Origin of the sequence: Phreatobacter oligotrophus (assembly GCF_003046185.1) — a bacterium.
Classification (GTDB): Bacteria; Pseudomonadota; Alphaproteobacteria; order Rhizobiales; family Phreatobacteraceae; genus Phreatobacter; species Phreatobacter oligotrophus.
Genome location: NZ_PZZL01000002.1, coordinates 612,651 through 638,968, shown reverse-complemented (window position 1 = coordinate 638,968; position 26,318 = coordinate 612,651). Strand labels below are relative to the sequence as shown.

22 protein-coding genes are annotated in these 26,318 nt (G+C 69.3%); 6 read left to right on the top strand and 16 right to left on the bottom strand.

From position 1 onward, the window contains the following. Entirely contained in the window at window positions 1-1,176 is a 1,176-nt protein-coding gene (locus C8P69_RS07020; RefSeq protein WP_108175422.1) for a cupin domain-containing protein, read from the top strand. Between the two features lie 69 nt (window positions 1,177-1,245). After that, entirely contained in the window at window positions 1,246-1,869 is a 624-nt protein-coding gene (locus tag C8P69_RS07015; protein ID WP_108175420.1) for a response regulator, read from the top strand. Window positions 1,870-1,872: 3 nt separating this feature from the next. On the opposite strand, the gene C8P69_RS07010 is transcribed toward C8P69_RS07015, so the two are convergent. The 3 genes from C8P69_RS07010 to C8P69_RS07000 form a co-directional block, all read right to left on the bottom strand. Continuing rightward, the gene (locus C8P69_RS07010; protein ID WP_245901901.1) at window positions 1,873-4,452 is read right to left on the bottom strand and encodes an EAL domain-containing protein; all 2,580 of its coding nucleotides are present in this window, start codon (window positions 4,450-4,452) and stop codon (window positions 1,873-1,875) included. Window positions 4,453-4,655: 203 nt separating this feature from the next. After that, a complete protein-coding gene (gene ilvA / locus C8P69_RS07005) occupies window positions 4,656-6,164 on the bottom strand; it encodes a threonine ammonia-lyase, biosynthetic (RefSeq protein ID WP_108175418.1) in 1,509 nt (502 codons plus the stop codon). Between the two features lie 73 nt (window positions 6,165-6,237). Then, a complete protein-coding gene (locus C8P69_RS07000; protein ID WP_108175416.1) occupies window positions 6,238-8,157 on the bottom strand; it encodes a S8 family peptidase in 1,920 nt (639 codons plus the stop codon). 235 nt (window positions 8,158-8,392) lie between these two features. On the opposite strand from C8P69_RS07000, the gene C8P69_RS06995 reads away from it, so the two are divergent. Then, window positions 8,393-11,665, top strand: coding sequence for a PAS-domain containing protein (locus tag C8P69_RS06995; protein WP_108175414.1), 3,273 nt, complete (start codon window positions 8,393-8,395; stop codon window positions 11,663-11,665). 10 nt (window positions 11,666-11,675) lie between these two features. Here the strand turns inward: C8P69_RS06995 and C8P69_RS06990 are convergent, their stop codons facing one another. The 9 genes from C8P69_RS06990 to aceB form a co-directional block, all read right to left on the bottom strand. Further along, window positions 11,676-12,317: a flavin reductase family protein gene (locus tag C8P69_RS06990; RefSeq protein ID WP_108175412.1), complete on the bottom strand. Its 642-nt coding sequence runs from the start codon at window positions 12,315-12,317 to the stop codon at window positions 11,676-11,678. A 14-nt stretch (window positions 12,318-12,331) separates the two neighbouring features. Then, on the bottom strand, window positions 12,332-12,760 hold the full coding sequence (locus C8P69_RS06985) for a copper chaperone PCu(A)C (RefSeq protein WP_170118148.1): 429 nt from the start codon (window positions 12,758-12,760) through the stop codon (window positions 12,332-12,334). Window position 12,761: 1 nt separating this feature from the next. Next, on the bottom strand, window positions 12,762-13,280 hold the full coding sequence (locus C8P69_RS06980; protein WP_108175408.1) for a copper chaperone PCu(A)C: 519 nt from the start codon (window positions 13,278-13,280) through the stop codon (window positions 12,762-12,764). Between the two features lie 38 nt (window positions 13,281-13,318). Then, a complete protein-coding gene (locus tag C8P69_RS06975) occupies window positions 13,319-13,660 on the bottom strand; it encodes a hypothetical protein (RefSeq protein WP_108175406.1) in 342 nt (113 codons plus the stop codon). 52 nt (window positions 13,661-13,712) lie between these two features. Next, a complete protein-coding gene (locus tag C8P69_RS06970) occupies window positions 13,713-14,417 on the bottom strand; it encodes a DUF2155 domain-containing protein (protein WP_245901900.1) in 705 nt (234 codons plus the stop codon). A 132-nt stretch (window positions 14,418-14,549) separates the two neighbouring features. Beyond that, the gene (locus C8P69_RS06965; RefSeq protein ID WP_108175403.1) at window positions 14,550-14,957 is read right to left on the bottom strand and encodes an NADH:ubiquinone oxidoreductase subunit NDUFA12; all 408 of its coding nucleotides are present in this window, start codon (window positions 14,955-14,957) and stop codon (window positions 14,550-14,552) included. 132 nt (window positions 14,958-15,089) lie between these two features. Further along, the gene (locus C8P69_RS06960; protein WP_108175401.1) at window positions 15,090-15,959 is read right to left on the bottom strand and encodes a DUF2076 domain-containing protein; all 870 of its coding nucleotides are present in this window, start codon (window positions 15,957-15,959) and stop codon (window positions 15,090-15,092) included. A gap of 236 nt (window positions 15,960-16,195) precedes the next feature. After that, complete coding sequence (locus C8P69_RS06955) at window positions 16,196-17,077, bottom strand: TorF family putative porin (protein ID WP_108175399.1); 882 nt, start codon at window positions 17,075-17,077, stop codon at window positions 16,196-16,198. Between the two features lie 211 nt (window positions 17,078-17,288). Beyond that, window positions 17,289-18,878: a malate synthase A gene (gene aceB / locus C8P69_RS06950; RefSeq protein ID WP_245901899.1), complete on the bottom strand. Its 1,590-nt coding sequence runs from the start codon at window positions 18,876-18,878 to the stop codon at window positions 17,289-17,291. Window positions 18,879-19,089: 211 nt separating this feature from the next. Between aceB and C8P69_RS06945 the strand changes: the two genes are divergently transcribed. Beyond that, complete coding sequence (locus tag C8P69_RS06945) at window positions 19,090-20,055, top strand: glycosyltransferase family 2 protein (protein ID WP_108175395.1); 966 nt, start codon at window positions 19,090-19,092, stop codon at window positions 20,053-20,055. A 57-nt stretch (window positions 20,056-20,112) separates the two neighbouring features. Here the strand turns inward: C8P69_RS06945 and C8P69_RS06940 are convergent, their stop codons facing one another. Then, window positions 20,113-20,535, bottom strand: coding sequence for an organic hydroperoxide resistance protein (locus C8P69_RS06940; protein ID WP_108175393.1), 423 nt, complete (start codon window positions 20,533-20,535; stop codon window positions 20,113-20,115). Window positions 20,536-20,687: 152 nt separating this feature from the next. Here C8P69_RS06940 and C8P69_RS06935 point away from each other — a divergent pair, with 152 nt between their 5' ends. Beyond that, the gene (locus C8P69_RS06935; protein ID WP_108175391.1) at window positions 20,688-21,149 is read left to right on the top strand and encodes a MarR family winged helix-turn-helix transcriptional regulator; all 462 of its coding nucleotides are present in this window, start codon (window positions 20,688-20,690) and stop codon (window positions 21,147-21,149) included. A 2-nt stretch (window positions 21,150-21,151) separates the two neighbouring features. Here the strand turns inward: C8P69_RS06935 and C8P69_RS06930 are convergent, their stop codons facing one another. From C8P69_RS06930 to C8P69_RS06920, 3 genes are read right to left on the bottom strand one after another with little or no spacing between them, the layout of a single operon-like run. Continuing rightward, the gene (locus C8P69_RS06930) at window positions 21,152-22,576 is read right to left on the bottom strand and encodes a heterodisulfide reductase-related iron-sulfur binding cluster (RefSeq protein WP_108175389.1); all 1,425 of its coding nucleotides are present in this window, start codon (window positions 22,574-22,576) and stop codon (window positions 21,152-21,154) included. Between the two features lie 4 nt (window positions 22,577-22,580). After that, complete coding sequence (locus C8P69_RS06925; protein WP_108175387.1) at window positions 22,581-23,759, bottom strand: FAD-binding protein; 1,179 nt, start codon at window positions 23,757-23,759, stop codon at window positions 22,581-22,583. 7 nt (window positions 23,760-23,766) lie between these two features. After that, a complete protein-coding gene (locus C8P69_RS06920; protein WP_108175385.1) occupies window positions 23,767-25,218 on the bottom strand; it encodes an FAD-linked oxidase C-terminal domain-containing protein in 1,452 nt (483 codons plus the stop codon). 148 nt (window positions 25,219-25,366) lie between these two features. On the opposite strand from C8P69_RS06920, the gene C8P69_RS06915 reads away from it, so the two are divergent. After that, window positions 25,367-26,287: a LysR family transcriptional regulator gene (locus tag C8P69_RS06915; protein ID WP_108175383.1), complete on the top strand. Its 921-nt coding sequence runs from the start codon at window positions 25,367-25,369 to the stop codon at window positions 26,285-26,287. The last annotated feature ends 31 nt before the right edge of the window (window positions 26,288-26,318 follow it).

The following is a 26,318-nucleotide window of genomic DNA, read 5'->3' as shown; positions in this document are numbered from 1 at the left end:
ATGACCCTCGCGCGCGACGCCTTCGGCCTCGCCTTCGGTTCCCTGTCGGTTCCGGAGGTCCTTTCGCTGCGCGAGGACAGTCGCGCACGCCACTTCAGGGGCGGTGACGCCGGCCGTTTCGGCCCGCTGCTCGGCATCGACGATCTAGACGCCTTTCTTCGCACCGACGCCGCTCGGGCGCCGCGCGTCACCATGGCCGACTCCTCGCGCAATGGCAGCGCCGCGGTTCCCGACGACCTCTTCACCGACGAGGACGGCCGGATCAATCCGGTCGAGCTGTTCCGGCTCTTCGATGCCGGCGCGACCCTCGTCGTGTCGCAGTTCCACGAGATGCACCCGCCGCTCGCCCGCTTCTGCCGCGGGCTGGAAAAGGTCTTCCTCCATGCGGTCCAGGCCAACATCTACCTGACACCGCCCGGCGCCCAGGGCTTCCGCACCCATTACGACACCCATGACGTGCTGGTCCTGCAGGTGTCCGGTCGCAAGGCCTGGCGCGTCTGGGACGACATGCTCATGCCCCACGCGACGCGCAACACGCCCTGGGATGGCGCGACTCATCGCGCCGATCCGGCTGGCGCGAAGGACGTGCTGCTGGAGGCGGGCGACGTGCTCTACGTGCCGCGCGGCGTCGCCCACGACGCTTCCGTGCAGGAGGGCAGCGAGCCCTCGCTGCATGTCACCGTCGGCCTGCTCGAACCCAGCTGGGCCGATGCGCTGAAGGCCGCCATCGACCAGATGGAGCGGCAGCAGCCGGCCCTGCGCCAGTCCTTCCGCACCTGGCGCATCGGCGATCCCGCCGTGCGCGCCGGCCTTGTCGAGGCGGCGCGGGAGCGGTTCGCCGCCGTCGCCAACGAGGAGGCGATGGACCTTGTCGCCATGCGCTTCCTTCAGCAGCTCGGCACCGACCGCATGGTCATGCCGGGCCGCAGCCTTCGCACGCCGAAGCCGGGCCCCGACGACCGCCTGATCCTCGCCGATGCCGTCCACCACGTCATCGTGCCCGTGGGGGAGGGCGCCGAACTGCGCTGGGCCGGGCCGTCCGTGGCGCTCACCATGGCCGAACTCGGCTGGATCGAGCAGCTCTCGGCGGGCGCGACGCCGCGCGCCCTCGGCGGAGACGACGCGCTGGCCTTCTGCACCCGTCTCGTGGCGCTGGGCCTGCTGGAGCGCGCCTGACTCGCGTCAACCGCTCCTTAACGACGTGCGTGGCATCAAGGACCTCGACATGACGTTGGGTCAGGTTCTGTGTCGAAACGTCCGTCCGTCAACCTTCACCGTCCGAACAGCACGACCATCCTCGTCGCTGACGAGCAGGCCTTTTCCCGCCGCATCATCCGCTCGGTGGTGACGGGCCTTGGCCGGGTCGCCGAATGCCGCACCGGCTTCGAGGTCATCGAACAGGCCGAACAGCTGCGGCCGAACCTCATCATCCTCGGCTACAACCTCGCCGGTCTCGACGGGCTGGAGGTCACGCAGCTGCTGCGCCGCGCCGAAGGTGGCCTGCAATACACGCCGATCATCATGATCTCGGGCTTCCCCACCCGCGCCGCCGTGCTCGGCGCGGTGACCGCAGGCGTGCACGAATATGTCGCCCGCCCCTTCAGCATGAAGACGCTGCGCGCCCGGGCGGAGGCCGTCCTTGCCATGCCGCGGCCCTTCGTGCGCACCCGCGTCTATTTCGGCCCCGTGCCGCGCGCCAAGATGGTGCGCTCGGAGGTCCTCGGGCGGATCGGCGACTCCGCCATGGCCAGCATGATCTGCGGCGTCCATCACGGCCGCGCCGACGAGCGCCAGTGCCCGCTCGGCATCAACTGCCTGTGCAAGGACTATGTCCGACCTGCCCGGCAGGCCGAGATCGTCGAGCTCTGAGCCTCAGGCGACCGCCTCGAAGCCCTCGACCGGCGCGCGAGCGGCGATCCACGCCTCCAGGGCGGCGGGCGGCAGGGCCGGGGCGAACAGATAGCCCTGCATCACATGGCAGCGCAGGCCCTGCAGGAACCGGCGCTGCGGCTCGGTCTCCACGCCTTCGGCCACCACGGTGAGCCCGAGGCTCTGGCCAATACGGATCACGGCGGAGGCCACGGCCCGGGCGTTCTGATCGCTCTCCAGGCCGTGGATGAAGCTCTGGTCGAGCTTGATCTCCTCGATCGCCAGCGTCGAGAGGGACGACAGGCTGGAATAGCCCGTGCCGAAATCGTCGAGCGACAGCCGCACGCCGAGTTGCGCGACGGCCTCGACGGTGGCCCGCGTGGCCTCGCAATCGTCCATCATGATCCCCTCGGTGATCTCGATGGTGAGCGCGTCCGGCTCCAGTCCCGCCGCCTCCAGCGCCGCGCTGACGATGAGCGGCAGGCGGCGGTTGCGGAAGTTCATCGGCGACAGGTTCACCGAGACCGAGGGGATCGCCAGTCCGCCGGCGCGCCAGGCGGCGACCTGCCGGCAGCCCTCCACCAGAGCCCATTCGCCGATGGCCTCGATCAGCCCGTACTCCTCGGCGAGGCCGATGAAGCGCGACGGCGGCACCTGGCCGAAGGCGGGGTGATGCCAGCGGGCCAGCGCCTCCAGCCCGTGCAGCTTGCCGTCCTCGCCGCTCAGCTGCGGCTGGTAGTGCAGTTGCAGATGACCGAGGGCGAGGGACTCCTTCAGCGCCTCGCCCATCCTCAGCCGCTCCTCGACCTCCCGGTTCATCGCCGGGTCGTAGAAGCGATAGGCGCCACGGCCGGCATTCTTCGCCGCATACATGGCGGTGTCGGCATGTTTCAGCAGTTCCTCGCGATCGGCGCTGTCGCCGGGATAAAGGCTGATGCCGATGCTCGCCGTGGTCGACAGCATCATGGAGTCGATGGCCAGCGGCTGCGACAGCGCCTTGACGATGCGCTCGGCGATGGCGGAGGCATGAGTGCTCTCGCAGCTGCCGAGGATGACGACGAACTCGTCGCCGCCGAGGCGGCTGACCATGTCGGTCGGGCGGACCTGCTCCCTGAGGCGGCGGCCGACCTCAACCAGCAGGGCGTCGCCGGCCGAATGGCCGAGCGTGTCGTTGACGTCCTTGAACGCGTCGAGGTCGAGGAAGAGCAGCGCCATGCCGGCGCCCTCGCCCTCGTCGATCTGCACGATGCGCTGGTCGATCTCATCGGCGAGCTTGGAGCGGTTCGGCAGGCCGGTGAGTGTGTCGTAATAGGCCAGCTGGGCGATATGGGCCTTGGCCTCGTGCCGCTCGATGGCGAGGGCCGCAAGGTGGAGGCAGGACTCCACGAGACGCTCGTGCCAGGCGCTCGGACCGCGCTTTTCCCGGTAGTAGAAGGCGAAGGTGCCCGCGACCCGGCCGTCCTTCAGCGTGATCGGGCTCGACCAGCAGGCCTTGAGGCCAAGCGGCAGGGGCAGCCCCTTGTAGGGCGCCCAGAGCGGATCGGTCTCGATGTCCTCGACCAGCACCGGCTCGCCGCGGAAGGCCGCCGTGCCGCAGGACCCGACGGACGGCCCGATCGGCAGCCCGTCAATGGCGGCGGAGTAGTGATCAGGCAGGCTCGGGGCGGCGATGGGACGGAGCGTCTTCTCCTCGTCGACGCGCAGCATCGAGCAGACGACGCCCGGTGCGATGGCCTCCACCTCGCGGCAGATCAGGGTTGCGACCGTCTCGATGTCATCGTCGCGGGCGACAGCCTCCAGCACGCGCTGCTGCAGCACCTGGGTCTGCCGCGTCTCCGTGATGTTGCCGATGACGCAGACGGCGTTGCGCAGCTTGCCGGCGTCGTCGAGCACCGGGTTCACCGTCGCCGCGATCCACAGCTCCCGGCCGGCCTTGTCATAGCCGATGAGTTCGATCGTGACGCTCTTCTCGCCATGCGACAGGCCGGCGAGGTCGCGCAGGATGGAGGCGTCGGTGTGCTGGCCCGCGAGCAGGGTCGAGGGGACCTGTCCGATCAGCTCTTCGCGCGAATAGCCGAACATGTCGATGAAGGACCGGTTCGCATAGACGATGCGCTGGTGGCGGTCGGTGATGATGACGGCGCGATCGGTTTCATTGGCGACCAGCGACAGGAGATAGAGCTCCTCGCGGCGCCGCACCTCCTCGGTCACGTCCTTCACGAAGGCGGCGTAGTAGATGCAGCCGTCAATGGCGGTGCGGGAGAGCGACAGCGAGCCGAAGACGGTGGAGCCGTCAGGCCTGACAATCGGGACCTCGACGGTGGTGCCGACGAACCGGTTCTTGGCGCCATGACGGTTGCGGTCGATCCCGGCATCGTGATTCTTGCGATGCTCCTCCGGCACCAGAAGGGAGACGTTCCGGCCAAGGACGTCCTCGCGCTTGAGGCCCCACATGCGTTCCGCGGCCTCATTGAACAGCACGACGCAATTGGCGTGGTCGATGACCACGACGCCGTCGATAGCCTGTTCCAGGATGGGGCCGAACAACCCCATGTCCTTCATGGAGACCTGTTGCATCGTCATGCCGGTCGTTCCGTTGCCCCCGCCCTCGTCTGGGGGCGTTCAAGGCATCAGCGAATTGTGCGGTCAGGACGTGGGGAATTGGTAAACACCGAAACGGCTTGCGGAACCTGGTACCGGCCGGCGACGCCATCGCGCCGCTTGGTAAACGGGTTGCCAAGACGAACTTTGCGCCAAAGGGTTGCCGTGAGGTCGCGGGCCGCGCGTCAGCCCAGGAAGGCCTTGTAGGCGGGGTTGTCGGTCTCCTCCCAATAGGGATAGCCGAGGGCATCGAGCCGCTTCTTGAGCTGGGCATGGTCCTCCGGCGGCACCTGGATGCCGGCGAGAACGCGGCCGTAATCGGCGCCGTGATTGCGGTAATGGAACAAGGAGATGTTCCAGCCCTCGGACAGCGAGGTGAGGAACTTCAAAAGCGCGCCCGGCCGCTCCGGGAACTGGAAGCGGAAGATGCGCTCGCCGGCGACGCCCTGCGTCTTGCCGCCGACCATGTAGCGCACGTGCAGCTTGGCCAGCTCGTTGTCGCTCATGTCGAGCACGGGATAACCGTGCTCGGCGAGCAGGGCGAGGATGGCGCGCTTTTCCTCCCCGCCGGCATCAAGCTGCACCCCGACGAAGATCTCCGCCTTCTGCGGGTCGGCATAGCGGTAGTTGAACTCGGTGATGGCGCGCTTGCCGAGCAGCTGGATGAAGCGGCGGTAGCTGCCCGGTTTTTCCGGGATCGTGACAGACAGAAGCGCCTCGCGCTGCTCGCCAATCTCGGCGCGCTCGGCGATATGGCGCAACCGGTCGAAGTTCATGTTCGCGCCGGAATTGATCGCCACCAGCGCGCCCGTGCCGCGATGGCTCGCCGCATAGGTCTTGAGGCCGGCAAGGCTGACCGCGCCCGAGGGCTCGGCGATGGCGCGGGTGTCCTCGAAAATGTCCTTCACCGCGGCGCAGATCTCGTCGGTGCTGACCGTGATGACGCCGTCGAGCAGCTCGCGGCACAGGCGGAACGTTTCCTCGCCGGCCTGCCGCACCGCGACGCCATCGGCGAAGAGCCCGACCTGATTGAGGATCACCCGCGAGCCCGCGGCGATGGCGTCCCGCATCGAGGCCGCATCATCCGGCTCGACGCCGAAGACCTTGATGTCCGGCCTGAGGAACTTGACGAAGACGGCGAGCCCCGCCGCCAGGCCGCCGCCACCGATGGGCACGAAGATGGCATCGATCGCGTCGGGGTGCTGGCGCAGGATCTCCATGCCCACCGTGCCCTGGCCGGCGATGATGTCGGGATCGTCATAGGGGTGGATGAAGGTCTGGCCCTTCTCCGCCTCGATCTGGCGGGCATGGGCATAGGCCTCGTCGAAGCTCTCGCCATGGAGGACGACGCGGCCGCCCCGGCTCCTCACCGCTTGGACCTTGATGTCCGGGGTGGTCTTCGGCATCACGATGGTCGCCCGCACGCCAAGCTTCTGCGCCGCCAGCGCCACGCCCTGCGCATGATTGCCCGCCGAGGCGCAGATGACGCCGCGGTCCAGCGCCTCCCGCGGCAGGCCGGCCATCTTGTTGTAGGCGCCGCGCAGCTTGAACGAGAAGACCGGCTGCAGATCCTCGCGCTTCAGCCGCACGGCCGTGCCGAGCCGCTGCGCCAGGCGCGGCATCGGATCAAGCGGGCTCTCGATGGCCACGTCATAGACGCGGGCCGAGAGGATGGCGCGGATGTAATCCTGCATGGCGGCGGGTCCTTCCGCCGCTGCTCCTAGCGCGCTGGAGCCGGAGAGGGAACCACGCCCTGCGCGAGGCGCCTCAGCGCTGGGGCACCGTCGCCGGTGCCGGCGCTTCCGGCGAAGGCTGAGGCTGGGCGTCGGCCCGGGGCGCCTCGCCGGCCGGAGCCGGAGCGGTGGCGATGGCGGGCGGGGCCTCCTGGCGCGGCAGTTCGGCGGTGAGCGCACTCACCGGATCGGTCACGCCGGCGCCGAGGCGCGGATCGGGGATCGCGCCCTGGCGGGCGGTTGCCTGCAACAGGCGCCGCAGCGTCGCCGGATCGGCGTCGGGATGGCGCTCGAGGATGAGGGCGGCGACGCCGCTGACATGGGCGGCCGCCACCGACGTTCCCGAGGAGATCTGATAGCCGCCGCGCGGCGCCGGCAGGATGATCTCGACGCCCGGGGCAGCGAGGGCGACGTGATCGCCCTGCGTCGCAGCGTCGAACAGCCGGCCCTCGCGGTCGGTGGCCGTGACCGCGATGACATTGGGATCGGCGGCCGGATAGGCGATGGGCGCATTCGGTCCGCCATTGCCCATGGCGGCAATCATCGCGATGCGACGGTCGGCGGCCACCTGGATGGCGCGGGCGATCATCGGATCACGCGGGCCAGCGAAGCTCATGTTGATGACCTTGGCGCCGTTGCGGATGGCCCAGTCCATCGCCTTGACGATATGGAAGCTGGTGCCGGTCGAGCCCTGGGTCTGGCCGGGCGCGAAGGCGCGGACCGCATAGATGTCGGCCCCCGGCGAGACGCCGACAAGCTGCCGCTGCGCCACGATGGCGCCGACCATGCCCGTGCCGTGCTCATGCGCCCGGAACTGGCCGCCGACGGCATCGAAGCTCTGGACGACGCGACCCTCGAGCTCGGGATGGCTGGCGTCGACGCCGGAATCGATCACCGCGATCGCCACGCGCTGGCCGCGGGCGAGCTGGTGCGCCTCCTGCAGCCTGAGCGCGCCGATGACATATTGCAGGCGCTCGTCGCCGCGTGCCCGCATGGCACTGGCCGATTGCAGCTTCACGCGGAATTCCGGCCGTTCAAACACATAGTTCGGCTGGATATAGGCGAAGCCCGCCGCCTGCTGCATGGCGCGGATGGCGGCCGGCACGGTCTGGCGGTTCGGCACCCGGTAGCGGTGCATCACCGCGCCGACCGTTTCCGCCGTCTCCCGCTGCAGGAGGCGCAGGCCGAACCGCCGCTCCACCTGGCGGATGGCCTCGGGCGGTGCATCCGGCGACATGATGAAGAGGACCTCGCCGGAGACGAAGCGCCGCTCGTTGGCGGGCGGCAGGCCCGGCGGGTCGCCGGCCGGTCCCCGCGCGTCGGTATTGGCCCGCGCCTGTTCGATGATCGAGAGAATGGCCGGCACGGCGATCGCCGCCGCCGCCGCGCCGATGATCGCGTTGCGCCCACCACCGCCGCCGAAGCCGCCCCCACCGGGAAGGCCGGGAGGCAGGATGCCGCCGGGACCACCGGGAATGCCGCCGCCTCCGACCGCCGCGCCGAGGACCGGGGCGATGACGCCGAGCGCGGCTGCGGCGCCCGCGGCATTGCCGGCCTCGGGCTGCGCCTGGGGCGCGCGGGCAGGGCCGCGCCGTGCACCGCGGACAGGCGGCTGCTGCGGCTGGGTCTGGGCGGGCAGGCCAAGGACCGGCGCCAGGGCGCCGAGCCCACCGGGAAGGCCCTGCGGGGCGGCCTGCTGCGGTTCGGCGCCACGGCGCACGGCGCGCGGGGCGGTCGAGCTCGGCTGGCCGCGGCGCGGGGCCGCGACGCCGGGGCGGCGCGCATCATTGGCGCGGCCGGCACCCTGGGCGCCGCCGAGCGCGCGCAGTCCCGCGCCGAGGTCGAACTGGGCAGCGGCAGGACGAAGTTCGAGCCCCGGGAGGCCGCCGAGGCCCATGAGCACGGCGAGCGTTCCGGCGAGCGCGGTGCGGGAGCGGCGTGATGGCATCGACATGCGGACCTCGTCGGGGTTCGGGCAGATTGCCCTAGGGCGGTCCTGTTTCCAACCGGCGGCGTCCCACGCCTCGCTCGGTTACGCGCACGCCCTGCCGCAGCAGCACGAGGGGTATTCCGGTCCCCCGGTCCTTTGCTCGCCAGTTGATGCCGATCATCGCCGACTTCAACTGCGGGGTTAACGTAATGTTCGGCGAATCGCGATACCAACGCGGGCTTGAGCCAGGGAGCAGGGATTGGCTTTGACGCGGACTGGAGCGGCTGGCCGAGTCGAACGGGATCGACGACCCGCCGATCTCGCCGCGCTCGATTACCGCGACATCGCCCTCGATTCCGTCGACCACGGCTTCTGCGTCTTCGCTCCCGACCTGACGGTTCGCCTCGCCAACGCCCGGATGCGCGAGATCTTCGGCATGCCCGAGGAGATGATCCGCGTCGGCGCGCCGATGTATGGCCTGCTGCGCTACAGCGCCAGCCGCGGGCGCCTCGGCGGCCGGAGCCTGGAGGAGGCCTGGGCCGAACGGCTAGGGCTCATCGCCAAGGGTGAACCCTTCGCGCGTGTCGAGCGATTTGACGACGGGCGCATCATCTCGATCCGCTACCAACCGGCCGCCGGCGGCTGCTGGGTGGCGATCCACCACGACATCACCGCGCAGCAGCGCCTCGAGGACGAACTGCGCGCCCAGGCCTCGATCTTCGAGGAGGCGCTGGAGAACATGTCCCACGCGCTGGCGGTGTTCGACGTCGATCAGCGCCTGGTCATCTTCAACAGCCGCTACATCACCATGTACGGCTACGACCCGGCCATCGTCCGGCGGGGCGTGCACCTCCGCCAGGTCCAGGCCCATGGCATCGAGCGCGGCATCTATGCCGGGATGACGCTGGAGCAGTTGCAGGCCGATTCACGGCGCGCCATTGCATCGGGCTCCGAGGTCAACAAGCGCCGCCAGCTGCCCGACGGACGCTGGATCCAGACCCGGTCGCGTCCCATGCCCGGCGGCGGCTGGGTGTTCACGGCCGAGGACGTGACGGAGCGCGAGACCTTCGTCCAGGAGCTGAACGAACAGCACCGCCGATTCGACGCCGCGCTCAACGCCATGTCCCAGGCGCTGTGCATGTTCGACGCCGACCAGCGCCTGATCGTCTGCAACGAGAACTACGTCACCCTCTTCCGCGCCGATCCGGCCGTGGTGAAGCCCGGCATCAGCCTGCGGGACATCTTCGCCCATGGCGTTCAGCTCGGCAGCTATCCCGGGATGACCGCCGACGAACTCGTCGCCCGGCGTCTCGAAGCGGTCGCCCGCAGCGACGGGCGAAGCTACGACCAGCACATGAACGATGGCCGTATCATCGCCGTCTCCATCGAGACCATGGCGAATGGCGGCTGGCTCGGCATGTTCGAGGACGTCACCGAGTTGCGGCGCGCCGAGATCGAGCGGGCCCGGGCCCTCGCGGAGGTGCAGCAGCAGAACCTCCTGCTCGACGCCACCCTAGAGGGCATGGCGCAGGGCCTCTGCGTCTATGACCGGGACATGCGGGTCGTCGTTCGCAACCGCCGCTATCTCGAAATCTACCGCCTGGAAGAGGACGACGTTCGGCCGGGCATGACCATGGTCGAGGTGATCGAGCGCAGCGTTGCCCGCGGCGTCCATACGAAGGGGCGAACGGCGCAGGATATCGCCAGCGAATTCATGAACATGGTGGAGGCCCACCGCGGCTATGCCCTCACCCGGCATCTCGCCGACGGCCGCATTCTCAACATCCGCGTCCAGCCCATGGCCGATGGCGGCTGGCTCGCCACCTTCGAGGACGTCACGGCCCGCGAGCGCGCGACCCTCGAGCTCAGCGAGCAGCATCGCCGCTTCAACGCGGCGCTGAACAACATGGCTCATGGCCTCGCCATGCTCGACGAGAACCTCAACCTCATCGTCTGCAACAAGCGCTATCTCGACATGTACGGCATGTCCGCCGATGTCGTGCATCCCGGCATCGCCATGCTGGATATCGTCCGCCACAGCATCGCCCAGGGCAATTACGCCCAGGCCAGTCCCGAGGAGCTGGTGGCCGGATATTTGGACAGCCTACGCCGGGGCGAATATCTCTCCCACCGGCACCTGTCGGGCGACCGGATCTACAAGGTCCTCTACCAGCCCATGCCCCATGGCGGCTGGGTGGCGGTCCACGAGGACGTCACCGAGCGCCACAAGGTCGAGCAGCACATCGTCCACCTCGCCCATCACGACGCGCTCACCGGCCTGCCGAACCGCACGCTCTTCCGCGAACGCCTGACCGAGGGGCTCGCCGCGCTGCCCACGTCCGGTGGCTCGCTCGCCCTGCTTTGTCTCGATCTCGACCACTTCAAGTCGGTGAACGACACGCTCGGACACCCGGTGGGCGACGAGATGCTGTCGGTCGTCGCCCGCCGCCTCGAACAGGCCGTCGGAGACGCCGGCACCATCGCCCGTCTCGGGGGCGACGAATTCGCCATCCTGCTCAGTGGGCTCGATGGCACGCCGGGCGGCGCCGAATGCATGGCCCGCCGCATCGGCAAGACCTTGAGCGAACCCCTCGTCGTCGAGGGGCATGTCATCAACACCGGCATGAGCATGGGCATTGCCATCGCGCTGCGCGACGCCTCGTCCGGCGACCAGCTGATGAAATGCGCCGATCTCGCGCTCTACCGCGCCAAGGCCGAGGGCCGCGCCACCTACCGCTTCTACGAGGCGGACATGAGCCGCAGCATGGAGGCGCGCCGCCAGCTCGAGCTCGACCTGCGCGAGGCGCTGGCGGCGGAGGAGTTCCACCTCGTCTTCCAGCCGCAGGTCGACAGCACGGGCCTGAAGCTCGCCGGCTTCGAGGCGCTGGTCCGCTGGACCCACGCGCTGCGCGGCCCCGTTCCGCCGAACGACTTCATCCCGATTGCCGAGGAAACCGGCCTCATCGTGCCGCTCGGCCGCTGGGTGCTCGAGACCGCCTGCCGCCAGGCCGTCACCTGGGCCACGTCGGTGCCGGTCGCCATCAATCTGTCGCCGGTTCAGTTCAAGGACCGGCAACTCGTCGACACGGTGCGGCAGGTCCTCGCCGAGACGGGCCTTGCGCCCGGCAGGCTGGAGCTGGAGATCACCGAGGCGGTGCTGCTGCAGAACGACGACGTCACTATGACCATGCTGCACGACCTGCGGGCGCTCGGCGTCCGCATCGCCATGGATGATTTCGGTGTCGGCTATTCCTCGCTGAGCTACCTGCGCCGCTTCCGCTTCGACAAGATCAAGATCGACCGGTCCTTCATCGCCGATCTCGACCGAGGCACGGACAATGCGGCCATCGTCCGCGCCATGGCCCAGCTCGGCAGCAGCCTCGGCATCGACACCACCGCCGAGGGCGTGGAGACCGACGAACAGCTTGCCATCGTGCGCGCCTGCGGCTGCACGCATATCCAGGGCTATCTCGTCAGCCCGCCGCGCGGCGCCATGGACGTTGCGGCGCTGATCGACCGGCTCGGGGCCTGACGCCCCGCCATCAGCCTTCGCCGCGCTCCTTCCGCGCAAGCCAGGTCGCGTGGTCAACGCGATCGAGGCCGAAGACCTCGTGCTGGCGGGAATAGAGATTGCCGAACAGACGGCCGACGGGGCGGTAGGCCGCCATGTCGACATTGAATTTCTCGTCCATCACGTCCTCCCGGACGTGGACGTGCAGCACCCGCCCGACCAGCAGTTCCCGCTGCGGCCCAAAGGCGAGCGACACCTCGCGCACGCATTCGAGGGCCGCCGGCGCCTCGGCGATGCGGGGTGCCGGGATGGTCACCGAGGCCGCCGTGGTGAGGCCGGCAGCCTCGACCTCGGAGACGTCAGGCGGGAAGTCGATGGCGCAGGTGTTCATGGCGTCGGCCAGCGCCTCGTCGACCATGTTGACCACGAAGGACCCGGCAGCGCCGATGTGCCGGGTCGTGTCCTTCGGCGAGTGGTCGGGCTTGTGCTGCAGGCCGAGCACGACGAGCGGTGGCGCTTCCGAGAACACGTTGAAGAACGAGAAGGGGGCGGCATTCACCACCCCGCCCGGGCCGAGCGTCGAGACCAGCGCGATGGGGCGCGGCACGACGAGCGAGCAGAGGATCTTGTAGATCCGATCCCCCGGCAGGGTATCGAGCGGGATGGAGCGCATGGTGGCCTCGGGGGTCAGGTGGAATAGGGCGCACGCTCCACCCAGACCTCGACCTCCTTCGCGCCATTGCGCTGGAAGACGAGGGTGAGGGGGAAGCGGTCTCGAACCTTCAGCGGGCGCTTCAGGCCGGTGAGCAGGAGATGCGGGCCATCCGATCGCATGCCGATCGGCCGGCGGGGGACGATGTCCCAGCGCGGAGCGGCGGGACCGCCGGCGACGGGGCGGAACTCCACCGCCTCCGCGGCCTCGGTCCGTGCCGAGACGAGCGCGTCCGGCTGGTCCTGGACGACCGCCAGCGGCATGAAGGCCCGCGTCGTCGCCCCCTCCGATGGCAGGCACCAGGCATGGCCGATCATCAGGTCGCCGTGGCGGTAGGAATGGGCGAAGGCCGGGACCGTTACGAGGAGCGCGGGAGCGGCGAGAAGGCTGCGGCGATCGATCATGTCAGTGCCTCGCCGCGCCATGGCCCGCAGGGCCGGGTGCGCCGACGGGCACGACATCGTAGGCGATCTCGATCGTGCCGGCCTTCTCGAAGACCAGCGTGCCCCGCAGCGGCGCGCCGGCCCGGACAGGCTCGCCGAGCTCCATGAACATCATGTGGTAGCCGCCGGGGCGCAGCTGGACCGATCCACCTGCGGGGATCTCCAGGCCGCCGCGCAACTCGCGCATCCGCATCATGCCGTCGGCCATGGCCATTTCATGGACCTCGACCCGCGGCGCGCCGGGAAAGGTCCCGCCGACGAGGCGGTCCGGCACGGTGCCGGTGTTGCGGATGGTCATGAAGCCGCCGGCGACACGGGCGCCGCCCGGCGTCGCGCGGGTCCACGGCGCCTCGATGACGAGCGCTCCGATGCGGAACACCGCGGGGTTGGCAGGGGCGGTGCCGTGGGAGCCATGGCCCTGGGCAAGGGCGAGGCTGGGCACGATGGCGGCGGCGGCCGCGAGAAACTGGCGTCGGTTCATGGATCTCTCTCGATCAGGGACAGGGGACGTGACGGCCATCAGGCGATGACCGGCGGTGCCCTGGCGGCCTGGTCGAGAGTGGGGCGGGGCCGCGGCGCCTCGGTCGGTGCGCCCGGGGCCTGAGCCAGGGGAGCGAAGGCGCGAGAGGTTGCGGCGTCGCGGAGCGGAATTGCCGCGCCATCGCCGCCGCTGGCCAGCAGGCAGTGGACCTTGCAGTCCCGGTCGGACGTGTGGCGGTCGCTCTTCTCGTCGGAGAGGCAGAAGCCCGCCGGGCCCGGCATGGCCGCGACCTGCGCCGCCCGCGCGGTCTGCACGAGCAGTGCCTGCGCCGCGAGCGCAAAGGCGAGGAGGAGGGTCGCGGCAAGGCGCATCGGGCGCATGCGGCCTATCTAGGCCCCTGCCATGCCCGCGGCAATCGTCGCCGCGCGCGGGTCAGCGCCGCTGCGGCGCATTGGCCGCCGGAGCAGGCGGCTGGGCCGCCTGCGGCTGCCCCTGGACGGCCGGGGCCGTCTGTTTGCAGTCGGTCAGCCAGACGTCATAGACGGCGTGCTCGACCCCGGAGAGGCCGGGGCTGGCCGCGAACATCCAGCCGGAATAGATGCGCCGGACCTCGCCGGAGAGGGTCACCTCGTCGACCTCGACGAAGGAGGTCGTCTGCGGCGTCTCGGTGGAGGGGCGCGTGTAGCAGACGCGCGGCGTCACCTGCAGAGCGCCGAACTGGACGGTCTCGTCGATGGCGACGTCGAAGGAGATGATGCGGCCGGTGATCTTGTCGAGGCCCGAGAAGACGGCCGTCGGGTTGTTGATCTTCTGCCGCGGCGGGGCGATCACCGTCTCGTCCGGGGCCGGCGCGACGGTCTCGCCGGGAAGCGCCCGGCGGCGGTCACGGGGTGCGTCGTCGGCGGAGGGCGGCTGCGGATCGGTCGGCACGGCCGGACGGGCGGGGCGGGCCTGCGGCGGCCGCGGTGCCGGCGGCAGCTGTCCGGCCGGCGGCGGGGCGCTCGGGCGCGGCTGCGAGGTTGGCGGGGGCCCGAGCTGCAGCTGCGCCAGGACCGGGCCGGACGCGGGTGCGAGAGCGGCCAGCGCCAGCGCGCCAAGGCCGGTCAGCGCAAGGAGGGTCCGGGCAGAAGGGGCCAAGCTGTGCTCTCTCGTCCGTGGTCGCGGCACCGGCAGCCGGTGCGCGGCAGAAGCGGGGCTAAGCGCCCGCCGCCGGTCATGTGACGCGGGAAAGTGGCGGAACCATGCCGAGGCGGCGGTCCCGCGCCGTGATCACTGACCCGGCGTCCAGGCCTGGTAGTCGCCGGTGGCGCGGGGACGCTTGCCGGCGGCCAGCGTCGAACCGGGCGGGCGATAGGCTTCCGCCGTGCCGGTGCCGTTGGGCTTGTGCGGCTTCTGCCAGGCCCGCGGCTGGTAGGAGCCCGAGGTCGGCGGTTCGGCCGTGCGGTGATGCATCCAGCCGTACCAGCCAGGCGGGATGGCGGAGGCATCGGCATAGCCGTTGTAGACGACCCAGCGCCGCTCGTGGCCGAGGGCCGGGTCCTTGGCGAAGCGCGAGCGGTAGTAGCGGTTGCCGAACTCGTCCTCGCCGACGAACACGCCGTCACGCCAGATGGTGAACTGGGTGCCGAAGGTCTGGCTGTTCCACCAGGTGAAGAACTTGAGGAAGAAGGTCTTCATGGACCGCCTGCGCGCGATTTCCGGATGTCCGGTTCATGCCACCCGCGCCGGTCAATGTCCAGCCGCGCCCCGCTCATGGCAGCGGCCGCCCCCCGGGGGGAGCGGCCGCGCACGAGAAGCTTTCAGAGGCGATCAGATGTCGTCGCCGCCGAAATCGTCGTAGCCGCCATTGTCGTAGCCGGCCTCGTGGTAGCTGTCGTTGCCGTAGCCCTGGTCGTAGCCGCCCTTTTCAGCGCTCTGGTCACCGGCGCCGCCGGTGTAGCTGTCCTGCGGGGCGCTCTTCTCGGCCGACTGGGTGGCGCCGGTCTCCGTCGCCGGAGCCGCCGACGCGGTGCGGGTGCCGCCGCCCATCATCGAGGAGATGGCATTGGCGGCGAGCATGCCGCCGGCAACGCCCACGGCTGCCGTCGCGGCCGTCGCCAGGAAGCCGCCACCGCGGCTCTGCTGCTGGGGCGCGGCCTGCTGGCCCCAGGGACCACCCTGGGGCTGCTGACCCCAGGGACCACCCTGCGGGGCGCCCATCGGGCCGCCCTGGGGCTGGCCCCACGGGCCGGGCTGGGGCGGAGCGCCGTAACCGGGCTGCGGCGGGCCGCCATAGGCAGGCGCGGCGGGCGGCTGGCCGAAGCCGGGGGGCGGCGGGGCCATGCCCATGCCGAGCGGACGCGGCGGCGCCGGGGGCGGAGCGGCCGGCTTGGAGCCGAAGATGGAGGACAGGAAGCCGCCCTGCTGGGGCTCCGGCTGGCGCTGGAGCTGCTGCTGGAGCTGATCGATCTGGCCCTGCATGGCGCGGAGCTGGCCCTGCATCGCCTCGTTCTGGCGCGACAGGTCGTTGAGCGCCTGGTCGGACACATACATGGACTGCAGCAGCGCGTAGACCGCGCCGGGCTGCTGGACGAGGCGCTCCTTGATGAAGGCATCGACCTCGGGGTCGCGCTGCTGGCTCTCGGCCGATTTGAGGCGGTCGAACAGGCCGGCGATGATGTCGCGTTCCTGTTGGTTCATGGGGAAGGATCCTCCGGAAGACGGGTCGAGGCGGGTCGCCCCCGCATGCTGCCTGTCTGGCACCGCTGCATGGCGATCTCATGTCGCATCGGCAGACGATTCCCTGGGCGGAGGAAACATGGGACCGCCAATGCCACAACGCCAGAGCCCATCGGCGTGGCGGCGCGTCGCAGCCCCTGCAACGACAAAGGCCGGGGCGAGCCCCGGCCTTCGATGATCCTGAGGATCGGATCAGATCACTTGTAGGGCAGCTTGGACCACTGCAGGTCGACCGAGAGGGTCGCCACCACGCTGTGACCGCACCAGTTGGAGCGGCCCGAGCCGGTGAACACGCCGCGGTAGTCGCCGGTCGTCGCGAAGCACTGCTGCGAGGTCAGGTTGGTGCCATGGTAGCGCAGGTCGAGGGTGACCGCGTCCTTGTAGGTCCAGGACACGCCGGCGTTCCAGTACAGGTAGTCCTGGATGTTGAAGTTGTTGACGCCGAAGACCGTCGTGTTGCCCAGCCAGTAGTGGCCCAGGGCACCCGAGATGGCGAAATCGTTCGGCAGCTTGTACTTGGCGTTGACCTCGGCATAGAGGCCGTAGGCGCCGGTGCCGAGCCAGTTGGCCGAGTAGTAGACCGCGCCGCCCAGGTTGAACTGGGGGGTGATGTCGTAGCCGGCCTTGCCGTAGAACTCGAGGAAGTCGGTGTTGCGCGGCGTCCAGGTGCCGGCAAGCGCCACCGGGGTCTCGGCGCCGGTGGTGATGAACTGCCGCTCCGGCGTGTAGAGGTAGTACATCAGGCCGAGGTCGAGGGTCAGGTCGCCGATGACCGGGCGGATACCACCATAGATGTCGATCTCGCCGACCGGGCGGGTCGGCAGCTTGGTGGTCCAGAAGGCCGCGCCGCCATAGAGCCAGCCGTAGCGCAGTTCGCCGTAGACGTTGACCGAGGGGCCGCGGGCCGACTGCGAGATACCGCGGAAATTATAGTCCGACATCAACTTGCCGCCGAAGGCGAAGTCGAAGGCCCACGGCGCCGGAGCGGCAATCGCCGGGGGAGCGGCCACATCGGCAGCCTGGGCGCCCGTGCCGAGCGCGGCAGCCAGAAGGCCGGTGAGAACGAACTTGCGAAACATCTGCGTCTCCTGCCTGCGGGGCCGTTGCTTCGACCCAAATCACCTTGAACACGACACGATCACGTCACAACCGGACGTGGCAGGGAAGGCAAAAAACGAGGCAAGCAGCAGTCTTCCGCCCAAATAATCGGCACACGTAACTGAAGCAAAGGCTCTGTTGCATTGCCGCAACAGAGCCTTTGTTAACCATTCTGGTCTTGCGCGTGATTCGTCAGGCAAGCATGCGGTAGGCCGGCAGGGTGAGGAACTCTTCGAAGTCCGGCGCCAGCGACAGGGTGCGGAACAGGCCGATCGCCTCCTTGAAGCGGCCCTTGTCGAAAGCCTCGGCGCCGACCTCGTTCCGCACGACCTCCATTTCCTCCTTCAGCGCCCGGTCGAAGAAGTCCGGGGTGCAGGCGATGCCGCCCTCCAGCGCCACGCCGTAGGTCGTCCACTGCCAGATTTGCGCGCGGGAGATCTCGGCGGTCGCCGCGTCCTCCATGAGGTTGTAGATCGGCACGGCGCCGCGGCCGCGCAGCCAGGCCTCGATATACTGGACGCCGACGCGGATGTTCTCGCGGTAGCCGGCTTCGGTCTTGGTGCCCTCGTGGATCTGCAGCAGGTCCTTCTGGCCGACGGTGACGTCGTCGCGCTGGCGCGAGACCTGGTTCGGCGTCGGCATGAGGCGGTCGAAGGCCTCCATGGCGACCGGCACGAGGTCCGGATGGGCGACCCAGGTGCCGTCATGGCCGATCGTGGCCTCGCGCTCCTTGTCAGCCTTCACCTTGGCGAAGGCCGCAGCATTGGCCTCGGGATTGTTCTTGATCGGGATCTGCGCCGCCATGCCGCCCATCGCGAAGGCGCCGCGCTTGTGGCAGGTCTTCACGAGGAGCTCGGCATAGGCCTTCAGGAAGGCCTTGCTCATCACCACCTGGCCGCGGTCGGGGAGGACATAGGCCTGGTTCCGGGCGAGCTTCTTGATGAAGGAGAAGATGTAGTCCCAGCGGCCGGCATTGAGGCCCGCCATGTGGTCCTTCAGCTCGAACAGGATCTCGTCCATCTCGAAGGCCGCCGGCAGCGTCTCGATCAGGACGGTCGCCTTGATCGTGCCCTTGGGGATGCCGAGCTTGTCCTGAGCGTGGACGAAGACGTCGTTCCACAGCCGCGCCTCGAGATGGCTCTCCATCTTCGGCAGGTAGAAATAGGGGCCCGAGCCCTTGGCGATCGCCGACTTGGCATTGTGGAAGACATAGAGGCCGAAGTCGAAGAGCGAGCCGGACATGTCCTCGCCGTCGACCTGCACATGAACCTCGGGCAGGTGCCAGCCGCGCGGGCGCGGGATGATGACGGCGACCCTGTCCTTCATCGCGTAGGACTTGCCGGAATTCGGATCGGTGAAGGCGAGGGTGCCGGCCCAGCGGTCCTTCAGGTTGATCTGGCCCTCGATCTGGTTCGACCAGGTCGGCGAGTTGGCGTCCTCGAAATCAGCCATGAAGCACTTGGCGCCGCAGTTCAGCGCATTGATGACCATCTTGCGGTCCACGGGGCCGGTGATCTCGACGCGGCGGTCCTGGAGATCCGCCGGGATCGGCGCCACGGTCCAGGCGGCATCGCGGATGTGCTTGGTCTCGGCGAGGAAGTCGGGGAGGGCGCCGGCGTCGAACTGCTTCTGGCGCTCGACGCGCAGCTTCAGCAGGCGCTTGCGGGTCTCGTTGAAGGTGCGCTGCAGGTCGACCACGAAGGCGAGGGCCTCGGGGGTCAGGATCTCGTCGTAGCGGGGGCCCATGGCGCCCTTGATGGTGACGCCGGTCATCGCGGTCATGGTCATCTCCTCCTCGTGCCGCGATCGGGGCGCGGCCATGGGGAGGGTTATAGGCGAGCGCGGGCTATGCCGAAACGAACCAAGGTGACGAGGACTTTCTCCTGCGCGGAAACAATCGACGACATGGTGCGGTCGGTAGCCGCGGCGAGTGGCCGCTGGATTTTCCCGGCCGCGGCGTCTAATGCCGGGGCACCCGCCGCAGCGTCATCCCATGGCCTCCATCACTCCCGTCGACACCTACTCCTTCCGCCCCGGCGATCTCGCCGTCGCGGAGCGTCGGCCCGGCATCTCGGCCTTCGTGCGCACGCGCAACGGCGCCGATTTCCTGCGCCCGACAATCCTCAGCCACGCGCCCTTCGTCGATGAGATCGTCGCCGTCTACAACCAGTGCACCGACGGCACCGAGGCGGTCCTTGCCGCCTTGCAGGACGAGCTCGGCCCCGACAAGCTTAAGGTGTTTCACTACCTGCCGCGGGTCCATCCGCCCGGCTCCACGGCCCATGCGGCGGAGCCCGCGGCCTCGCCGCACAGCGTCGTCAACTACTCGAACTTCGCCCTGACCCGGACGAACAGGCAGATCGTCGTCAAGCTCGACGACGACCACATCGCCTTCGAGCGCGGCCTCGTCCCCATGGTGAAGCGGCTGCGCGACGAGGGCCTCGCGCCCGGCCGGATGCTGTGTTTCTCCGGGCTCAACCTCGTCCGCGACGAGGCGGGCCTCATCGGCATCCACGCCGACACGCCCTTTTCCGGCAATGGCGACATCGGCTTCTTCGCCATGACGCCGGACGCCTATTTCGTCCACGACCGCCGCTTCGAGGACTTCCGCAAGTATCATTTCCGCCGGGTCTTCGCCGGCTTCGCCTATTGGCACATGAAGTACCTGAAGACCGGGCTCGGTTTCGCCAATTACGAGATCGACAGCGGCGCCAATCGCCGGTTCGCCCGCAAGGAGCAGGCCTTCCAGCGCCGGCGCGGGGTCCTGACCATTCCCGAGGTCGCTGCCGCCATGCCGCGCGTCAGGTCCGAGATCATGCGGCACATCCCCGTCGACAAATGGGCGCTCATCGGCAACCGCGCCCTGGCCATGGCGGGCGGCGCGATCACCCAGGCCGATCTCGACGCTTTCGTCGCCGCCTATGGGCTTGGCTCGGCGCTCGGACCGGCGTCGGCCTGACGCGACAAGGGCGCCCGCGGCGAGCCGCGGACGCCCTTGCTGGAGGAACTGGCCTGATCAGGCGACGGCGAGGCGCACGTCGAGGTTCTTCCGGGTCGCCTCCGAATAGGGGCACACGATGTGGGCCTTCGCGACCAGGTCCTCGAGCACGGCCTTGTCCACGCCCGGGGCGCTGATGGTCAGGCCGACATCGATGCTGAAGCCCGTGCCGTCATCGCGCGGGCCGATGCCGACCGCAGCGCTCACCTTGGTCTCGGCGGGAAGGGCGACCTTCTCCTTGCCGGCGACGAACTTCAGCGCGCCGAGGAAGCAGGCGGAATAGCCGGCCGCGAAAAGCTGTTCGGGATTGGTGCCCTGGCCGCCGCCACCGCCGAGCTCCTTCGGCGTGTCGAGGGTCACGGACAGGCGGCCGTCATCCGAGGCGGCGGAGCCGGTGCGGCCACCGGTGGCGGAACCGTGGGCGGTGTAGAGGATCTTCATGGGGCTCTCCCTGGGGCGATGGTGAAAGGGGCGCTCGATCAGCGTCATAAATTAGATTGCACACAATCAAATTGTTTGCAATAGGTCATCTCGCCCAATGTGCAGCCTTGCGCTGCGGCGGCGGCTGCGGTCTCTGGGCAGCGGAGGCGATGATGGCGGACGATCATGACGTTCTGAAGCTCGGCGACCAGCTGTGCTTCGCGGTTTATTCCGCGGCGCAGGCCTTCACGCGCGTCTACAAGCCGCTGCTGGCGCCGCTGGGGCTGACCTATCCCCAGTACCTCACCATGCTCGTTCTCTGGGAACGGGACGACCTCTCGGTCAAGGCGATCGGCGAGCGGCTCGGGCTCGATTCGGGCACGCTGACCCCGCTCCTCAAGCGCCTCGAGAAGCTCGGCTTCGTCGCGCGCCGTCGCGATCCCGAGGACGAGCGGTCCGTGCGGATCGGTCTCACGGCTGAGGGCCGGGCGCTGAAGGCCAAGGCGAAGGACATTCCGCTCGCGCTCGGCTGCGCCATCGGCCGCCCTTGGCCGGATGTCATCCGGCTGCGACAGGACATCGCCGCGCTGCGCGATGCGCTCAACGCCACGGCCGGGGCAACCGACCCGGCCTGACCCTATTCGGCGGCGGCAAGCCCCGCCGGCCGCGCCGTCAGCAGCGTATCGGCCAGCGCCTCCGGCACCGGTCCGCCATGGGCCCAGTCGATGAGTTCCACGGTGTGGACGATCGGCACCGGCCGGGCGTGGTCTTCGTAGCCCTTCGCGATCTGGGTGATGCAGCCGATATTGCCGGCGGCGATCACGTCAGGCCGCGTCTTGTCGAGGTTCGCCACCTTGCGGTCGCGCAGCCGCTCGGCGATCTCCGGCTGCATGATGTTGTAGACGCCCGCCGACCCGCAGCAGAGATGGCCCTCCGGCGGCTCCTTCACGGTGAAACCGGCGGCCTTCAGCAGATTCTTCGGCGTGTCCTTGATCTGCTGGCCGTGCTGCATCGAGCAGGCCGAGTGATAGGTCGCGACGATGCCGTTGCCGGGACGGGCGGGCAGGTCCAGCGTCGCCAGATATTCCGTGACGTCCTTGGCCATGGCCGAGACTCGCGCCGCCTTCTCGGCATAGGCGGGGTCGTTGCGGAACATGAAGCCGTAATCCTTGATCGTCGTGCCGCAGCCCGATGCCGTGATGATGATGGCATCGAGGCCCGCGCCATCCATCTCGGCGATCCAGGCATCGATGGTGCGCTTGGCCTGCGCGTGGCTCTGCTCCTCGCGGCCCATATGGTGGACGAGCGCGCCGCAGCAGCCCTCGCCCTTGGCGAAGACCACCTCGACGCCGAGCCGCGTCAGCAGCCGCACCGCCGCCTCGTTGATGCCCGGCTGCAGCACCGGCTGGGCGCAGCCCTGCAGCAGCGCCACGCGGCCACGGCGCACACCTTCCGCCGGATGCACGCCGCCCCGGTCGAGATGCGAGCGCGAGGGCAGCCGGTCGGGGGCGAGTTCGATCATGGCGCGGGTGCGCTTGAGGATGCCGGCGCGCTCGGCAATGGGACCGATCGCCTTGCGCGACACGGCGACCGCCGCGCGGCCCTTCCAGCGCAGCACCGAGACGACGGAGAGCGCCTTCTTGGCGAGGAAACCGCCGGCGAGCGCCAGCCGGAAGCGGTTCGGATAGGGCAGGATGGTGGCGAGCACGCCACGCATCAGCCGGTCCTGCCAGGGCCGCTGGTAGGTCGCCTCGATATGGGCGCGGGCATGGTCGACGAGGTGCATGTAATGCACGCCCGAGGGGCAGGTCGTCATGCAGGAGAGGCACGAGAGGCAGCGGTCGACATGCTTGACCACCTCGGCCGTCGCCGGACGCCCCGTCTCGAACATCTCCTTCATCAGGTAGATGCGGCCGCGCGGGGAATCGAGCTCGTCGCCGAGCAGTTGGTAGGTCGGGCAGGTCGCGGTGCAGAAGCCGCAATGGACGCAGGTCCGGAGGATCTTCTCCGACGTGGCGATGGCGGGATCGGCGAGCTGTTCGGGCGTGAAGTTGGTCTGCATGGCCTCACATCCCCCGATACATGCGACCGGGATTGAGGATCCCGTCCGGGTCGAAACTCGCCTTAATGCGCTGCTGCAGGGCCATGGCGGGGCCTGCGGGAGGCGCGAAAACGTCCACCGCGCCCCGGATGGTCTCCGGCGCCCGGATCAGCGTCGCGTAGCCGCCCGCGGCCTTGGCCGCAGCATGGACGGCTTTGGCGCCGGCATCCCCCTCGGCGGCGACGCCGGCCCAGACGAGGCCGCCGCCCCAGTCCATAAGCATGCGCGGCGCGAGCGGCGCCAGACGGTCCGCCAGGGCCGGGGCCGCGCTCGGCGGCACCGAGATGCGCCAGACGGCCTCGTCGGTGCCGGCGAAGAGGGCGGCATCGCGGATGCCCGCCCAGAGCGCACGGCCCTCGTCACCGTCGATGACCGAGACGGCGCCGAAGGGCGCCAGCAGCTTGGCGAGCGCGTCCGTGCGGTAGGCGAGCGAGGCGTCAAAGCCCTCGATGCGGATGAGCGTGCGGGCGGCCTCGGTGCCCGAAGCCGGCACATGCGCCGCGCCGGTCGGCTCGAAGGGCGAGCCGAGGGCTGCGGAGAGCGCCGCCACCGCCTTGGCGACGGGAAGGCCAGCGATCACCAGCGTCCGCTCGCCCTCGGCGACCGGCAGCACCTTGAAGCAGACCTCGTGGAAAACGGCGAGCGTGCCGTAGGAGCCGGCCAGCGCCTTCACCAGGTCGAGGCCCGTGACGTTCTTCATCACCCGTCCGCCGGACTTCACGTCCTCGCCGAGCCCGTTGACGAATTTCAGCCCGATCATCGAGTCGCGTGCCGCGCCGAGATTGATCCGCGCGGGACCCGAGACATTGGCCGCCGCGACGCCCCCGACCGTCGGCTCCCCGGTCGTGCCGAGCAGACGCCGGTGGTCCATCGGCTCGAACGGCAGGCGCTGGCCGCGCTGGCTGAGCGTCTCCGTCACCTCGCGCAGCGGCGTGCCGGCCTTGGCGGCGATGACGAGTTCGGCCGGCTCGTAGAGCGTGATGCCCGAGAGCCTGGCGGTCGAGAGGGTCGCCGCGGCCTGGACCGGGCGGCCGAGGCCGGCACGTGTCCCGCCGCCCGCCACGGCGAGCGGGGTTTTCGCGGCGCGGGCGTCGGTGACGATGGCAGCAAGTTCGGCCGCGGTGGACGGTGTGTGGACGGTCATGGATGCCTCAGGCCGCCGCGCGCGGCGCCTCGTCCCGCGGGGCATCCAGCGGGAAGACCTTGGCGGGGTTGAGGATCCATTTCGGGTCGAGCGCCGTCTTGATCCGCGTCTGCTGCAAGAGGTCCACCTCGGTGAACTGCTCGCGCATCAGGTCGCGCTTCTCGATGCCGACGCCATGCTCGCCGGTCAGGCAGCCGCCGACCGCGACGCAGAGCCGGAGAATGTCCTCGCCGGCATGTTCGGCCTTCACCTGCTCCGCGGGATCGTTGACGTTGAACATGACGAGGGGGTGCAGGTTGCCGTCGCCGGCATGGAAGACATTGGCGACGCGCAGGCCATAGCCCTTCACGATCCGGTCGATGCCCTCGAGCACCTCCGGCAGGCGGCCGGTCGGAATCGTGCCGTCCATACAGATGTAGTCTGCGACGCGGCCCGTGGCGCCGAAGGCCGACTTGCGGCCCTTCCAGATGGCGGCCGTCTCCATAGCCGACTTGGATTCCTTCACCACCGCCACGTCGTGGCGCCGGGCGATCTCGACGATGCGGGCGAGCATCGCGTCCATCTCGGCATCCGAGCCCTCGACCTCGATGATCAGCATGGCCTCCACGTCGAGCGGATAGCCGGCCTTGGCGAAGGCCTCGCAGATATGGATGGCCTCGCGGTCCATGTACTCGATGGCGACGGGAATGATGCCCGCGCCGATGATGTCGGCGACCGTCTTGCCGGCTGCCGCAATCTCGCGGAAGCCGAAGAGCACGGGACGCGCACCCTCGGCCTGGCGCAGGATGCGCACAGTCACCTCGGTGACGACGCCAAGCTGGCCTTCAGAGCCGACCAGCAGGCCGATGAGGTCGTAGCCCGGCGCATCCAGCGCACCGCCGCCGATCTCGACGATCTCGCCCTCTACGGTCACCAGCTTGAGGCCGAGGATGTTGTTGGCGGTGACGCCGTATTTCAGGCAATGGGCGCCGCCCGAATTCATCGCGACATTGCCGGCGATGGTGCAGGCGAGCTGGCTCGACGGATCGGGGGCGTAGAAGAAGCCGGCATGGGCGACCTCGCCTGATATGGCGAGATTGGTGATTCCGGCCTGCACCCGCATGGTGCGGTCGGAAAAGTTCACGTCGAGCACGCGGTTCATCTTGGCGACGCCGAGGACGACCGCGTCCTCCTGCGGGATCGAGCCGCCGCACAGCGACGTGCCGGCGCCGCGCGCCACCACCGGCACGCCCTCGGCATGGCACAGCGCCATGATCGCCGCGACCTGTTCCGTCGTCTCCGGCAGCACCACGACCATCGGGATGCGGCGATAGGACGTGAGCGCATCCGTCTCGAAGGCCCGGCGCTCGTTCTCCTCGGTGATGACCCCTTCGCCCGGCACGATGGCTTTCAGCGCCGCGATCACCCGGTCGCGCTTCGCCAGCACATCGGCGCGCGGGGCGGGAAAGGCGATGGCCATGGCGGTCTCCCCTCGTTCTCGTCCGGAGGCTGCTGCGCAGCGCTCCGTCTGGAATTGTTTCAAACGACTATACGACGGATTGCCAATGGCGGAATGCCGCGGGTGAGGCGAAGATTGTTTCCTCCAGGGAAATAATGGAGAGCCGTTCGTGACGCCTCTCGCCGATCTCGAAATCTTCGCCCGGGTCGTGACCGCCGGCGGCATGTCGGCGGCGGGGCGCGAAATGGGCCTGTCCCCCGCGGTCATCTCCAAGCGCATCAAGCGGCTGGAGGAGCGCCTCGGCACGCGCCTCCTGCAACGCACGACGCGGCAATTGTCGCTGACCGAGGCGGGGCAGGGCTATTACGAGCGCGTCGTCGCCATCCTCGCCTCGATCGACGAGGCGGAGACCTTCGTCACCCGCCGCTCGAACCTCGCCCGCGGCACACTGCGCGTCTCGGCGCCGACCTCCTTCGGCCGGCTACACATCGCCCCGCACCTGCGGCCCTTCCTCGCCGCCAATCCCGACCTCGTCGTCCATCTCGAGCTCTCGGACAGCTTCGTCGACATTGTCGGCGAGGGCTACGACGTGGCCATACGCATCGGCGAGCTCGACGATTCCTCCTTCGTCGCCCGCCGCCTCGCGCCGAACCATCGCCTGCTGGTCGCCACCCCCGGCTATCTCAACGCCGCCGGCCGGCCGAAGACGCTCACCGACCTCGCCAGCCATTCGCTCCTCTCGCACAACACCGACACCTGGCGGCTCGAGGGGCCCGAGGGCCTGCAACTCGTCCGCCTGCGTGGCCCGTTGCGCACCAATTCCTCCGAGGTCGTGCGCGAGGCGGTGCTCGCCGGCATCGGCATCGCGCTGCGCTCGACCTGGGACGTGGGACCGGAGCTGAAGGACGGCCGGCTGGAGGTCGTGCTGCCGCAATGGCGGGCGACCCGCCGCGTCGCCGTCCATGCCGTCTATCCCACCCGCCGCTTCCTGCCGCAGAAGGTCCGCGTCTTCGTCGACTGGCTCGCCGGGCTCTATGGGCCGGTGCCCTACTGGGACCAGGGGCTCGACCTGACGGCGCGGGACGGCTAGAGGCTTGGCGGCAAGGCTTCGGGCCGTGTGC

Excerpts from the sequence above, each read along its gene's own strand:
- C8P69_RS06960 (WP_108175401.1), bottom strand. The coding sequence starts at position 15,959 with ATGAACCAACAGGAACGCGACATCATCGCCGGCCTGTTCGACCGCCTC.
- C8P69_RS06935 (WP_108175391.1), top strand. The coding sequence starts at position 20,688 with ATGGCGGACGATCATGACGTTCTGAAGCTCGGCGACCAGCTGTGCTTC.
- aceB (WP_245901899.1), bottom strand. The coding sequence starts at position 18,878 with ATGACCGCGATGACCGGCGTCACCATCAAGGGCGCCATGGGCCCCCGC.
- C8P69_RS07010 (WP_245901901.1), bottom strand. The coding sequence starts at position 4,452 with ATGACGATGCAACAGGTCTCCATGAAGGACATGGGGTTGTTCGGCCCC.
- C8P69_RS07020 (WP_108175422.1), top strand. The coding sequence starts at position 1 with ATGACCCTCGCGCGCGACGCCTTCGGCCTCGCCTTCGGTTCCCTGTCG.
- C8P69_RS06940 (WP_108175393.1), bottom strand. The coding sequence starts at position 20,535 with ATGAAGATCCTCTACACCGCCCACGGTTCCGCCACCGGTGGCCGCACC.
- C8P69_RS06990 (WP_108175412.1), bottom strand. The coding sequence starts at position 12,317 with ATGCGCTCCATCCCGCTCGATACCCTGCCGGGGGATCGGATCTACAAG.
- C8P69_RS07000 (WP_108175416.1), bottom strand. The coding sequence starts at position 8,157 with ATGTCGATGCCATCACGCCGCTCCCGCACCGCGCTCGCCGGAACGCTC.
- C8P69_RS06930 (WP_108175389.1), bottom strand. The coding sequence starts at position 22,576 with ATGCAGACCAACTTCACGCCCGAACAGCTCGCCGATCCCGCCATCGCC.
- C8P69_RS06980 (WP_108175408.1), bottom strand. The coding sequence starts at position 13,280 with ATGAACCGACGCCAGTTTCTCGCGGCCGCCGCCGCCATCGTGCCCAGC.
- ilvA (WP_108175418.1), bottom strand. The coding sequence starts at position 6,164 with ATGCAGGATTACATCCGCGCCATCCTCTCGGCCCGCGTCTATGACGTG.
- C8P69_RS06965 (WP_108175403.1), bottom strand. The coding sequence starts at position 14,957 with ATGAAGACCTTCTTCCTCAAGTTCTTCACCTGGTGGAACAGCCAGACC.
- C8P69_RS06955 (WP_108175399.1), bottom strand. The coding sequence starts at position 17,077 with ATGTTTCGCAAGTTCGTTCTCACCGGCCTTCTGGCTGCCGCGCTCGGC.
- C8P69_RS06975 (WP_108175406.1), bottom strand. The coding sequence starts at position 13,660 with ATGCGCCCGATGCGCCTTGCCGCGACCCTCCTCCTCGCCTTTGCGCTC.
- C8P69_RS06985 (WP_170118148.1), bottom strand. The coding sequence starts at position 12,760 with ATGATCGATCGCCGCAGCCTTCTCGCCGCTCCCGCGCTCCTCGTAACG.
- C8P69_RS06925 (WP_108175387.1), bottom strand. The coding sequence starts at position 23,759 with ATGACCGTCCACACACCGTCCACCGCGGCCGAACTTGCTGCCATCGTC.
- C8P69_RS06920 (WP_108175385.1), bottom strand. The coding sequence starts at position 25,218 with ATGGCCATCGCCTTTCCCGCCCCGCGCGCCGATGTGCTGGCGAAGCGC.
- C8P69_RS06945 (WP_108175395.1), top strand. The coding sequence starts at position 19,090 with ATGGCCTCCATCACTCCCGTCGACACCTACTCCTTCCGCCCCGGCGAT.